Source organism: Nocardioides jishulii, from assembly GCF_006007965.1.
GTDB classification, from domain to species: Bacteria; Actinomycetota; Actinomycetes; order Propionibacteriales; family Nocardioidaceae; genus Nocardioides; species Nocardioides jishulii.
In genome coordinates this window covers 2,795,596-2,808,084 of record NZ_CP040748.1, presented here as the reverse complement: position 1 = coordinate 2,808,084, position 12,489 = coordinate 2,795,596, and the positions used below count along the sequence as shown (strand labels likewise).

Genomic DNA, 12,489 nt, shown 5'->3' with positions numbered 1-12,489 from the left:
GCGGGTGGAGGCGGGTCACGCCCTCCGCTTCACGCGGAACCGTGCGGTGTCGCGGCTCGCCTTGTGGGTGACGCTCCCGGTGTAGCGCACGACGACCCGGTAGACGCCCTTCCTCCGCAGCGCCTTGCGCGGCACCTTCACCACGGCGACGCCGCGGGGACTGACCTTCACCAGCACCGTGCGTACGGTCTTCTTCCCGTGCATGACCCGGACCCGGACCCGGCCGTCGACGCGCGAGGCGTCGGCGCGTCGGGAGGTGACCTTCACCCGGACGGTGGCGACGCGCTTGCGTGGGGCGAACTTCACGGTGGCGCGGGTCTTGGTGGCGGCCTTGGGTCGCGGTGCGGGCGGATCGGTGACGGGGGTGCCGGGGCGGGACGTCCACAGGGCGAGGGTGTTCTTGTCGAACGAGCTGAAGACGAGCTCGTTGGTGCCGTCGCCGTTGAGGTCCGCGACCACGGCCCCACCCGACTGGCCGAACTCCTCGCCCGGGGCGGTGAGCGTGTGGAGCCGCGTCGTCGAGGCGTCCACCCTCTCGATCCAGAAGAGGCGGCGGTCGCCGTCGCCCGAGACCAGCAGGTCGGTGTCTCCGTCACCGTCGACGTCACCGTGGCCGAAGACGCCAGGTCCCGCTTGGCCGGGGGAGGGTCGGGAGGTGATCTCGTCGGAGGGGTGGATGGTCCCCGCGCCGTCGCGGAAGGCGTCGTCGCAGTCCATCGGGTCGGCGGACGGATTCTCCGGCACCGACAGCACGCTGATCGCCCACGGCTCCCGGACGTCGTCGCCAGGGGTGAACTCCATGACGGCCTCGGCCGGGAACTGACCCGGGCGGCCGATCATCTCCATGAAGCAGCGGTTCTGGTGGTTGACGCCGACCCATGAGGTGGTGCCGGGTGCGCGGAGGTCGGGCACGGGCATGATCCCGAAGCCGTGGCCGGCCTTGCCCATCGTGGCGATCGTGTGCTTCTCGAAGTCGGCCTCGGAGAGCGGCCCCGTTGAGTCGCCCACCCGCTCGAACCACATGAACGACGCCTTGTCGAGCTCGTCGTTCGCGATGCCGAAATACTGCGCGGAGACGATGTCCTGGCGTCCGTCACCGTCGACGTCGTGGACCACGGGGTGGCTCCCTCCGGAACCGGTGGCCAGGGTGCGGGGCGACTCGAAGCTGTGGTCGGCGCGACCGCGCAGGTACTGCAGCGTCACGGTGTCGTCGTCCTGCATGTGGGCCGCGCGTCCGGCCTCGCTCGTGGTGACGAGGTCGCGGATGCCGTCGCCGTCCAGGTCGACGAGGTCGACCCCGTGGAAGGAGGCCTGCTGGCTCGGCGCCACGTCGTGGCGGACGAAGGCGCGGGGCGCACCCTTGGTGTCCAACCCGCGGTTCTCCCACCAGGTGAGTGCCCCCTGGGGACGCTTGGCGGGGCCGTCCGGCTCGAAGAACCACCCCGACGGCACGATCAGGTCGTTGAGCCCGTCGCCGTTGACGTCGGCGACGGTGACCCGGTTGGGGAAGACGAGCTGGTCGTCGGCATCCACCACGGTCGTGCGGGACCACGTCCACAGGTCGCGACCGGGACGGTAGACCTGGACCGTCCCGCCGCCGACGGGGGCACCGCCCGCAAGGGCGCCGTAACCCGAGGTGATGATGTTCTGCTCGCCCGGGAAGACCTCGCCGACCACGGTGAACGCCGCGCCGCTCACGGCGGTGTCGACGTCGACTCTGGTGAACGAGTCAGGCGCCGCACCCGAGGAGGGGGTGGACGCGGCAGGCGCGACCAGGGCCGCGGTGCCCGAGGCGAGCAGGGCGAGTGCGACCAGCGCAGCGGTGGGCCGTACGGGACGGTGGGGCATGCAGACCTCCGTGGAGTGATGTGCGCCACAAGATATATGAGATAGCGCGGCGGCGCTGCACCCATGGAGGTGGTGTGGACCAGTGACGCCCGAGCTCCGCCAGCAGGGTGGCTGGCGGAGCTCGGGCGACGGGGGTCGGGTCAGTCCGAGTCGCGGTCGGAGGCCCCCTCAGAGGTCACTCGTCAGCGTCGGAGCCCAGCTTGAGGTCGACGGTCCGCTCCTTGCCGTCGCGCACGAAGGTCACCTTCACCTCGTCGCCGGGCCGGAAGCTGCGCACGGTCGCCACGAGTGCGTCGGCACCGTCGATGGGCTTGTCGTCGATCTTGGTGATCACGTCTCCGGGCTTGAGCCCGGCGGCCTCGGCGGCAGCGTCCTGGTTGACCTCGCGGACCAGGGCGCCGACCGTGTCGGAGTCCGTGCCTTCGGTGTCGCTCACGCGGATGCCGAGGCGTGCGTGGGTGGGCTTCTCGCCCTCCTTCATCTGGTCGATGATCGGCAGGATCTCGTCGATCGGGATCGCGAAGCCGAGTCCGATGGAGCCGCTCTCCTGGCCCGAGCCCGACGATGCCGTGCGGATCGAGGAGTTGATGCCGACCACGCTGCCGGTCATGTCGACCAGCGGTCCGCCGCTGTTGCCGGGGTTGATCGCCGCGTCGGTCTGGATCGCGGGGTAGGTCGTGGAGTTGCCCTGGTTGTCGGCGGTGCCGACGTTGACCGGGCGGTTGAGCGCGCTGATGATGCCGCTGGTGACCGTGGCGTCCAGGCCGAACGGGGAGCCGATGGCCACGACCTGCTGGCCCACCTGCAGGTTGCTGGACTTGCCGATCGTGGCCGGGGTCAGGTCGGTGACGCCCTCGGCCTGGATCAGCGCGGTGTCGGTCAGGGGGTCGGTGCCGAGCACCTTGGCGTCGGCACGGGTGCCGTCGTCGAAGGAGACGCGCAGGCTGGCGCCCTCGCCGGCGCCCGCGACCACGTGCTCGTTGGTGAGGATCTGCCCGTCGGAGCTGAGGATGATGCCCGACCCGGAGCCCGCCGCCTGCTCGGAGGCGACGTCGATCCGCACCACGGACGGCAGGACGCGAGCGGCGACGCCTTCCACGGTTCCGTCGTCGGCCGAGGACCTGCCTTGGTCGACCACCTTCGAGGTGTTCCTCGAGGAGGAGGTGGAGTCGTCGTCGCCCCAGCGGTCGTACGCCGCCGCGCCGCCGACGCCGCCGAGGAGGCCCAGCACGAGCGAGGCGACTGCGATGCCGGCACCCGCCTGGCGCGCCTTCTTCTCCGGCGCGGTCGGGGGCGGGGGCGGCGGGGAGCTGGGGCCCCCGCCCTGAGCAGAGGCCGAACCCGGCGGAGAGCTCGGGTCAGAGGACCCACCCTGGCCGTAGAACGTGGCCGGCGGGACGGGGCGGCCCGAGGGGTCGCGCGGGTCGGACGGGTCGTTCGGAGAGTTCGGCTCGTTGCTCATACCCACCACTGTGCACCGCATCTCTGGGAAGTGGCTGAAACGAGCATGGGGGAATTTCAAGACATTCGGCCGATGGGTGCCTGGTGCGGGCCCCGTCGCCGCAGTCAGAAAGCGCCGAGGCCCGGCTCCCAGAAAGGGAACCGGGCCTCGGTGAGCTCGGAGCTGTGACGTCGGGACTGGACTCAGGCCCAGCGCTCCTCGGCCGCCACGAACTCGAGTCCGCGGTCGCCGGTGTAGATCTGCTTCGGGCGAGCGATCTTCTGCTCCTTGTCGGTGATGAGCTCGTTCCACTGGGCGAGCCAGCCGGGGGTGCGGCCGATCGCGAAGAGGACGGTGAACATCTCCGGCGGGAACTGCAGCGCCTCGTAGATGAGGCCGGAGTAGAAGTCGACGTTGGGGTAGAGGCGACGCTTGACGAAGTACTCGTCCTCCAGCGCGATCTTCTCGAGCTCCTGGGCGATCTCGAGGAGCGGGTTGACGCCGACCACCTCGAAGACGTCGTCACAGGCCTTCTTGATCAGCTTGGCGCGCGGGTCGTAGTTCTTGTAGACCCGGTGGCCGAAGCCCATCAGGCGCTCGTCGCCGTTCTTCACGCCCTCGATGAAGGCGGGGATGTTCTCCTTCGAGCCGATGCGACGGAGCATCCGCAGGACGGCCTCGTTGGCGCCACCGTGCAGCGGGCCGAAGAGGGCGCCCACGCCGGCCGCGACGGCCGAGTAGGGGTCGACCTGCGACGAACCGACGGAGCGCACGGCGTTGGTCGAGCAGTTCTGCTCGTGGTCGGCGTGCAGGATGAGCAGCACGTCGAGCGCCTTGGCGATGCGGGGGTCGGCCACGTACTTCGACTCCGACATCTTGAAGAGCATCGAGAGGAAGTTCTCGGTGTAGCTCAGGTCGTTGTCGGGGTAGACGAACGGCTTGCCCTGGGCGTGGCGGAACGACCACGCGCCGAGGGTCGGCATCTTCGCGATCATGCGGACCATCTGCATGTGGCGGTTGTCGGCGTCGTGGATGTTGACGGCCTCGGGGTAGAACGTCGAAAGGGCCCCCACCGACGCCATGAGCATCCCCATGGGGTGCGCGTCGTAGCGGAAGCCCTGGACGAACTCCTTCACGTTCTCGTGCACGAACGTGTGGTAGGTGATCTCGTGCACCCAGTTCTCGTACTGCTCCTTGGTGGGCAGGTCACCGTGGATCAGCAGGTAGGCGACCTCGAGGAAGGTCGACTTCTCGGCCAGCTGCTCGATGGGGTAGCCCCGGTACTCGAGGATCCCCTTGTCACCGTCGATGTAGGTGACCGCGGAGCGGCACGAGGCGGTGTTCACGAACCCCGGGTCGTACGTCGCGAGGCCGGGGTCGTCCTCGTTGGCCCGGATCTGGCCCAGGTCCTTGGCGGCGATCGTGTTGTCCGTGATCGCGATCTCGTACTCCTGGCCGGTCCGGTTGTCACGGACGGTGAGGGAGTCGGTCGGCTTGGCCGCTACGTCTGTCACGTCGGCTCCTTGCTCGCAGTTCAGCGCATGTGTGTTTGTCGTCACCAATTTATCGGCGCCCCGCTCGCACGTCGCAGGCGGGGTTCCGAAAACGCCTGCTCGTGGCGCGCCCGGTGGGCGGCTGCGGTCGTGCCATGGTCCTGGCGCGGGTGCCAGCACGCACCACACTAGTCCCGGCTGACGGGCTCCGTGACCACGTCCTCGCTGCGGGCTGTGGACGTACGTCGCGGCCACGTCGTGCGCTTTTGACCCACGCGCTCCTGCCCGCGTACCCTTGCAAGTCGCGACTCCTGCCGCGTTCTCTGCCGTGCCGTTCACCGGCCCGACGGGGGATGCAGATCCGGACGTCCCGCCCACCGGTCCGCCGGCAGGTCGGGTAAGCCGGGCCGTGTTCGTCAGAAGTCGCAGCTCCACCCCCCGGCCGGACACCTCCGGTCGGAACCTACGAACGAGAAGGTTCTCGCCGTGCGCACGTACAGCCCGAAGCCCGCTGACGTCGACCGTCAGTGGCTCGTCATCGACGCCACCGACGTCGTTCTCGGACGCCTCGCCGTCCAGACCGCCAACCTCCTGCGTGGCAAGCACAAGCCCACGTTTGCTCCGCACATGGACATGGGTGACTTCGTCATCATCGTCAACGCGGACAAGGTCGCTCTTTCCGGTAACAAGAAGGTCACCAAGCTGGCCTACCGTCACTCCGGCTACCCGGGTGGTCTGACCGCCACGCCGTTCGGCGAGCTGCTGGAGAAGGACGCCCGCAAGGCCATTGAGAAGGCTGTGTGGGGCATGCTCCCCAAGAACCGCCTTGGCCGCCAGATGCTCAAGAAGCTCAAGGTCTACGCAGGCCCCGAGCACCCGCACCAGGCCCAGCAGGCCAAGCCGTTCGAGATCTCCCAGGTCTCCCAGTAACTTCCAAGGACGAGTGAGGATTTACCGTGGCTGAGACCACCGAGAACACCCAGACCGAGGTCGAGGAGACCTTCGAGACCAACGCCGAAGGCGTTGCCTACAGCTCCGAGTCCGCCCCGTCGGCCGACGCGCCGCTGCGTGCAGCGACCATCGCCCCCGCTGCGGCCACCGGCCGCCGCAAGGAGGCCGTCGCCCGCGTGCGCATCGTCCCCGGCACCGGCGTGTGGACCATCAACGGCCGCACGATGGACGACTACTTCCCCAACAAGCTCCACCAGCAGATCGCGAACGAGCCGTTCGTGGCCCTGGAGCTCGAGGGTCGCTTCGACGTCATCGCCCGCATCCACGGCGGCGGCATCGCCGGCCAGGCCGGCGCCCTGCGCCTCGGCGTGGCCCGCTCGCTCAACGACGTCGACCTCGAGGCGAACCGCCCGGCCCTGAAGAAGGCCGGACTGCTCACCCGCGACGCCCGCGTCGTCGAGCGCAAGAAGGCCGGACTCAAGAAGGCCCGCAAGGCCTCGCAGTTCAGCAAGCGCTGATCCAGCTTCACGCACACCCCGTCGCGGCCTCGGCCGCGGCGGGGTGTGCGCGTTCGTGCCCGGTCCGCCGCGGCCGGGCGGTGCCGCACCCGTCGTCGGGGTCGACTAGCCTCAGTCGACATGGCACGACTCTTCGGCACTGACGGCGTACGCGGCCTGGCCAACGGCAAGCTGACCGCGGAGCTTGCTCTCGAGGTCTCCGTGGCGGCAGCCCACGTGCTCGCCGCACGTGGCGAGTTCGAGGGGCACCGGCCACTGGCCGTGGTCGGCCGCGACACCCGCATCTCCGGACAGTTCCTCGAGGCGGCCGTCGTCGCGGGCCTCGCCTCGGCCGGCGTCGACGTGATCCTGCTCGGCGTGCTCCCCACGCCCGGAGTGGCCCACCTGGCCGCCAGCCTCAACGCCGACCTCGGCGTGGTCCTCTCCGCCTCCCACAACGCGATGCCCGACAACGGGATCAAGTTCCTGGCACGCGGTGGCAAGAAGCTGGACGACGCCATCGAGATCGCGATCGAGGCACGCCTCGGCCAGGACTGGGAGCGGCCGCTCGGCGCCACCGTGGGTCGGGTCACGACCCACCCCACCGCGGTCGAGGAGTACGTCGCGCACCTGGTCCGCACCATCGAGCACCCGCTCGCCGGAACGACCATCGTGGTCGACTGCGCCGAGGGCGCGGCCCACGCCTCCGCACCGAAGGCGCTGACCGACGCCGGCGCCACGGTCATCGCCATCCACGCCGACCCCGACGGCACCAACATCAACGAGAACTGCGGCTCGACCCACCTCAGCGACCTCCGGGCCGCGGTCCTGGAGCACGGCGCCGACGTGGGCTTCGGCCTCGACGGTGACGCCGACCGGTGCCTGGCCGTGGACGCCGAGGGCACCGTGGTCGACGGCGACCAGATCCTCGCGATCCTGGCGCTGGCCCTCAAGGACCAGGGCAGGCTCGCCAAGAACACGGTCGTGGCGACCGTCATGAGCAACCTCGGCTTCGTCCAGGCGATGAAGTCGCACGGCGTCGGTGTGCGTCAGACCAAGGTCGGTGACCGCTACGTCCTCGAGGCCATGAACATCTCCGGCTACAACCTCGGCGGCGAGCAGTCCGGCCACGTCATCCTGAGCGACCACGCCACCACCGGCGACGGCACCCTGACCGCCCTGCACCTCGTGGAGCGGATGGTCACCACCGGCCTCTCGCTCAAGGAGCTGGCGTCGGTGATGGAGAAGCTGCCCCAGGTCCTGATCAACGTCCCCGAGGTCGACAAGGCGCGGGCCGACGAGGACGCCGTGGTCGCTGCCGCGGTCGCTGAGGAGGAGGCGCTCCTGGGGGACCGTGGGCGCGTCCTGCTGCGCCCCTCGGGCACCGAGCCGCTCGTACGCGTGATGGTCGAGGCCCCGTCCGAGGCCGAGGCCGAGGCCGTGGCGGGTCGCCTGGCGTCCGTCGTCAAGCAGCAGCTGGCGCTCTGACTCTGGTGCCACGTGGTACCTCGGCGCTGCCGACGGACCCGTCGAGATCTGAGTACGAGGACCCTCCCCGCCAGTGTGCCGGCGCCGGGAGGATGTCCCCATGACAGCCACTGGCCCTGATTCTGCGTCCGTCGCCCCCGCTGCCCCCTCTGGGCGACGCCGCCTCGCGCTCCTGTCCTGGGCCAGCCCGGGGGCCGTCGTGGTGGCGGTCGTGGTGTGGAACACCGGTGCGTACCTGATCGATGCGTCCTCGCTCGGTCAAGGGATCGACTCGTGGGGCGTCTCCTTCGTGACGGCGATCTACAGCGCCTTCGTGGGGGTACCGATCCTCCTGCTCGCGCTGCTCACCGCGGGCGTCGCGACCTCGGCGCCGAACGCGGCGCGCCGCGCGGTCATGGCAGGCGCCGGCGTGAGTGCAGTGACGGGGTTCGTGATGGCGGTGCTGGCGCTGGGGGTGACCTTCTCCGACCCGGCCGAGGGGGAGGTGGCCTTCGCCGTCCTCACCCTGGTGGTGGCCGTCGTCCTCCTGGCTCCGGCCTGGGCTGCCTGGGACGCCCTGGCCGAGCGCTGACCCGTGGACTGAGGCGCCTCAGAGCTTGCGCAGGCGCACGTAGCGCACCGAGTGGTCCCGGTCCTTGCGCAGGACGAGCGTGGCCCGGCTGCGGGTGGGGAGCACGTTCTGCTCGAGGTTGGGTCCGTTGATGGTGTCCCAGATCCGGCGCGCCTCGTCGACCGAGGCGTCGTGGCTCAGCTGCGCGTACTTGGAGAAGTAGGACGCCGGGTCGCGGAAGGCGGTCTCGCGCAGGTGCAGGAAGCGGTCGACGTACCACTCGCGGATGTCGGAGACCGCGGCGTCGACGTAGACGGAGAAGTCGAAGAAGTCGCTGACCGCCAGGCCGGTCCGTCCGTCGTCGCGCACGCGCGCCGGCTGGAGGACGTTCAACCCTTCGACGATCACGATGTCGGGCCGCTTGACGACGACCTTCTCGTCGGGCACCACGTCGTAGACCAGGTGCGAGTAGGTCGGGGCCTCGACCTCGTCCTTGCCAGACTTGATGTCGACGACGAACTTGAGCAGCGCGCGACGGTCGTACGACTCGGGAAAGCCCTTGCGCTGCAGCAGGCCGCGGCGCTCGAGCTCGGCGTTGGGGAAGAGGAAGCCGTCGGTGGTCACCAGCGCGACGTTGGGGTGCTCGGGCCAGTGGGCGAGCATCTGCTGGAGCACCCGGGCGGTGGTGGACTTGCCGACGGCCACCGAGCCGGCGATGCCGATGACGAAGGGCGTGCGCGGCGGGTAGCTGTGGTGGAGGAACTCCTCCTGCTTGCGGTGCAGCTGGCCGGCGCTCTCGACGTACATCGACAGCAGGCGCGACAACGGCAGGTAGACCTGCTCGACCTCGTCGAGGTTGAGGGAGTCGCCCAGTCCGCGAAGCCGGTGGATCTCCTCCGCGCTCAGTGGCGAGCCGGTCTGGCCGGCCAACGAGGCCCAGGCCGCACGGTCGAGCTCGACGTACGGTGAGGACTCTTCCGGCGCGGGCACGCTGCATTCTTACAGGGCGTGCGGGGATATAGACTCATCGGCCATGTGCGGAATCGTGGGGTACGTGGGGTCGAAGCAGGCGCAGGACGTCGTCGTCGAAGGGCTGCGGAGGCTGGAGTACCGGGGCTACGACTCCGCTGGAGTGGCACTGGCTCACGAGGGTTCGATCGCCTCGGAGAAGCGGGCCGGCAAGCTGGCCAACCTCGAGCGGGCCATCGCCGAGCATCCTCTTCCCGCCTCGACCACCGGCATCGGACACACCCGCTGGGCGACCCACGGAGCCCCCAACGACGTCAACGCCCACCCGCACCTGGGCGCCGAAGGCCGCCTGGCCGTCGTGCACAACGGCATCATCGAGAACTTCGCGCAGCTGCGCACCGAGCTCGAGGCGGCCGGCCACGCGCTGAAGTCCGAGACCGACACCGAGGTCGCCGCCCACCTGCTCGAGCTCGAGGTCGTGGCCGGTCACGACCTGACCGACGCCATGCAGCGGGTGTGCCAGCGTCTGAAGGGTGCCTTCACCCTCGTCGCCCTGGACGGGAAGGACCCGTCGCGGGTGGTCGCCGCCCGTCGCAACTCGCCGCTGGTCGTCGGTCTGGGCGAGGGTGAGAACTTCCTCGGCTCCGACGTCGCGGCCTTCATCGACCACACCCGCGAGGCGCTCGAGCTCGGTCAGGACCAGATCGTCACGATCACGGCCGACGACGTCCAGATCATCGGATTCGACGGCACGCCGGCGATGGGCAAGCAGTACCACGTCGACTGGGACATCACGGCCGCCGAGAAGGACGGCCACGACTGGTTCATGCGCAAGGAGATCTTCGAGCAGCCGCGCGCGGTCGCCGACTCCCTGCTCGGTCGACGCAACGCCAGCGGCCTCCTTGAGCTCGACGAGATGCGTCTCGACGACTCCGAGCTGCGCGACATCGACCGCATCATCATCATCGCCGCCGGCACCTCGTACTACGCCGGCATGGTCGCCAAGTACGCCATCGAGCACTGGACCCGGGTCAGCGTCGAGGTCGAGCTCGCCAGCGAGTTCCGCTACCGCGACCCGATCCTGACCCGCTCCACGTTGGTCGTGGCGATCAGCCAGTCGGGGGAGACCGCCGACACCCTCCAGGCCATCCGTCACGCGCGGACGCAGCGCTCCAAGGTCCTGTCCATCTGCAACACCAACGGATCGACGATCCCGCGCGAGTCCGACGGCGTGATCTACACCTACGCGGGCCCGGAGATCGGCGTCGCCTCGACCAAGGGCTACGTGACCCAGCTGGTGGCCTGCTACCTGCTCGCGCTCTACCTGGCGCAGGTCAAGGGGACCTTCTTCGGTGACGAGATCCACCACGTCATGGACCAGCTCGACGAGATCCCCCAGCACATCGAGAGCGTGCTCGCCGAGGCCGACCAGATCTACAAGATCGCCCGCGAGCACGTCGACGCCACCTCGGTGCTCTTCCTCGGGCGCCACGCCGGCTACCCGGTCGCCCTCGAGGGGGCGCTGAAGCTCAAGGAGCTCGCCTACATCCACGCCGAGGGGTTCGCCGCCGGCGAGATCAAGCACGGCCCGATCGCGCTGATCGAGCCCGGGCTCCCGGTCTTCTGCATCGTCCCGCCCCGCGGCCGTGACCACCTGCACGACAAGATGCTGTCGGGCATCCAGGAGGTGCGGACCCGTGGCGCCCGCACCATCTGCCTGGCCGAGCTCGACGACGAGACGATCGCGCCCTACGCCGACACCCTGATCGGGCTGCCGAAGGTGCCGGTGCTGCTCCAGCCGCTCGTCGCGGTCATCCCGCTGCAGCTCTTCGCCTGCGAGCTGGCGACGGTCATGGGGCACGACGTGGACCAGCCGCGCAACCTGGCCAAGTCCGTCACCGTCGAGTGACGGAGCAACCGTGGCCGTGATCGGGGTGGGCATCGACGTCGCCGACGTCGCCCGCTTCGGTGAGTCGCTGGAGCGTACGCCCGGCCTGCGGGCCCGGCTCTTCACTCCCGACGAGGCGGGGCGCCCGCTGGCCTCGCTGGCCGCGCGCTTCGCCGCCAAGGAGGCGCTGGCCAAGGCCCTGGGCGCGCCGGTCGGGATGGCGTGGCACGACGCCGAGATCGTCTCCGAGGAGACCGGGCGCCCCCGCTTCGAGATCCGTGGGACCGTGGCCCAGCGGGCAGCCGAGCTGGGGGTCGACCGGGTGCACGTCTCGCTCTCGCACGACGCCGGGATCGCCTCGGCGATGGTGGTGCTGGAGGGCTGAACCAGCCCGGCTCAGCCGAACCAGAGCAGCTCGCGCCCGTGGCCGTGGGTGTGGGCGACCGTGCGGCCGTCGACGCCGAGCACGAAGTGCAGCTGCGGCTCCGGCCCCGTCGCGGTCACCGACGGCAGCACGCCGCCGGACTCGTTGCTCACCCAGTGGCAGGCGCCGGAGGCGACCAGGTCGCGCATCATCGCGTCGAAGGCCAGCCGGTCGGAGGGCTCCAGGTAGGCGATGACGGCCGAGTGGAAGACCACCACCGTGCCATGGCGACCCGCCTGCGCCACCAGGTCGGGCAGCTCCTCCAGCAGGTCGCCGCGCACCAGCGACGGCGGGTCCGCCTGGGCGACCCGGACCGCCTGCGCCAACCGGCGCCGCCTCTCGTCCTGCTCCGGCCAGACCAGCTGCGCCAGCCATGCCATGTCGTCGGGGTCGGTGACGTCGAGCGGGTTCACGTCGATGCCGCCCCGCCAGGCCACCTCGGGTCCCCGCGTGGGGAGGGGCGCCGGTCCGGCGACCCGGCAGGGGAGCCGGGGCGCCTGGCCCAGCTCGACGGTTCCGTCGGAGGTGTCCCAGGCGTACCCCCAGCGGTCCGGGAAGAGGTTGAGCCCTGCCGCCGCCCCGACCTCGAGCAGCGCCAGCGGCTCCTCGAAGCCGGCGAAGGCCGGGAGCAGCGTGGCCAGTCGCCCCACCTCGTTGGTCTGCGTGGAGCGCGCCATGATCGTGGCGCGGATGGGCCCGTCGTCGAGCAGCAGCGCCTCGCGCAGGCCGGAGTAGGGACCGGGCGCCGCCACGCCGTGCCAGCGCGCCGCGGCGAAGACCAGGTTGGGCTGCTGCTTGATCCCCGGCAGCGTCTCCAACCAGGCCACGAGCTCCTCGTCCTCGGCCGCCGCGGCGGCCCAGGCCGAGAAGGCGGGGGAGTCGCTGGCCTCGACGGCGAACTGGCGGTAGGCCGTGGGGACGTCCAGGTGAGGGTCCATGC

At 70.2% G+C, this 12,489-nt stretch carries 11 protein-coding genes; 6 read left to right on the top strand and 5 right to left on the bottom strand.

Annotated features, from left to right (window positions below; genetic code table 11):
- Nucleotides 1–15 precede the first annotated feature (15 nt).
- The 3 genes from FCL41_RS13255 to FCL41_RS13245 all read right to left on the bottom strand — a co-directional run bounded on the left by FCL41_RS13255 (nt 16) and on the right by FCL41_RS13245 (nt 4,803).
- The gene (locus FCL41_RS13255; RefSeq protein ID WP_137065181.1) at nt 16–1,848 is read right to left on the bottom strand and encodes an FG-GAP repeat domain-containing protein; all 1,833 of its coding nucleotides are present in this window, start codon (nt 1,846–1,848) and stop codon (nt 16–18) included.
- A 175-nt stretch (nt 1,849–2,023) separates the two neighbouring features.
- Nucleotides 2,024–3,310: a S1C family serine protease gene (locus tag FCL41_RS13250; RefSeq protein WP_137065182.1), complete on the bottom strand. Its 1,287-nt coding sequence runs from the start codon at nt 3,308–3,310 to the stop codon at nt 2,024–2,026.
- Nucleotides 3,311–3,492: 182 nt separating this feature from the next.
- Nucleotides 3,493–4,803, bottom strand: coding sequence for a citrate synthase (locus tag FCL41_RS13245; protein WP_137065183.1), 1,311 nt, complete (start codon nt 4,801–4,803; stop codon nt 3,493–3,495).
- 465 nt (nt 4,804–5,268) lie between these two features.
- Here FCL41_RS13245 and rplM point away from each other — a divergent pair, with 465 nt between their 5' ends.
- The 4 genes from rplM to FCL41_RS13225 all read left to right on the top strand — a co-directional run bounded on the left by rplM (nt 5,269) and on the right by FCL41_RS13225 (nt 8,289).
- Nucleotides 5,269–5,712 carry a 50S ribosomal protein L13 gene (rplM, locus tag FCL41_RS13240; protein WP_137065184.1) on the top strand — a complete coding sequence of 148 codons (444 nt, stop codon included), beginning with the start codon at nt 5,269–5,271 and terminating at the stop codon, nt 5,710–5,712.
- Between the two features lie 26 nt (nt 5,713–5,738).
- Entirely contained in the window at nt 5,739–6,251 is a 513-nt protein-coding gene (gene rpsI, locus FCL41_RS13235; protein ID WP_137065185.1) for a 30S ribosomal protein S9, read from the top strand.
- Between the two features lie 120 nt (nt 6,252–6,371).
- Nucleotides 6,372–7,718 (top strand): phosphoglucosamine mutase, encoded by a 1,347-nt coding sequence (glmM, locus tag FCL41_RS13230; RefSeq protein ID WP_137065186.1) that lies wholly within the window; start codon nt 6,372–6,374, stop codon nt 7,716–7,718.
- Between the two features lie 100 nt (nt 7,719–7,818).
- Nucleotides 7,819–8,289, top strand: a complete 471-nt coding sequence (locus FCL41_RS13225) for a hypothetical protein (RefSeq protein WP_137065187.1) — start codon at nt 7,819–7,821, stop codon at nt 8,287–8,289.
- An 18-nt stretch (nt 8,290–8,307) separates the two neighbouring features.
- Here the strand turns inward: FCL41_RS13225 and coaA are convergent, their stop codons facing one another.
- Complete coding sequence (gene coaA, locus FCL41_RS13220) at nt 8,308–9,258, bottom strand: type I pantothenate kinase (RefSeq protein ID WP_137065188.1); 951 nt, start codon at nt 9,256–9,258, stop codon at nt 8,308–8,310.
- Nucleotides 9,259–9,301: 43 nt separating this feature from the next.
- On the opposite strand from coaA, the gene glmS reads away from it, so the two are divergent.
- Nucleotides 9,302–11,146 carry a glutamine--fructose-6-phosphate transaminase (isomerizing) gene (gene glmS / locus FCL41_RS13215; protein WP_137065189.1) on the top strand — a complete coding sequence of 615 codons (1,845 nt, stop codon included), beginning with the start codon at nt 9,302–9,304 and terminating at the stop codon, nt 11,144–11,146.
- 10 nt (nt 11,147–11,156) lie between these two features.
- The gene (locus FCL41_RS13210; RefSeq protein ID WP_137065190.1) at nt 11,157–11,510 is read left to right on the top strand and encodes a holo-ACP synthase; all 354 of its coding nucleotides are present in this window, start codon (nt 11,157–11,159) and stop codon (nt 11,508–11,510) included.
- 11 nt (nt 11,511–11,521) lie between these two features.
- Here FCL41_RS13210 and FCL41_RS13205 read toward each other — a convergent pair whose 3' ends face one another.
- A complete protein-coding gene (locus FCL41_RS13205) occupies nt 11,522–12,487 on the bottom strand; it encodes a DUF2332 domain-containing protein (protein WP_137065191.1) in 966 nt (321 codons plus the stop codon).
- Between the last annotated feature and the right edge of the window lie 2 nt (nt 12,488–12,489).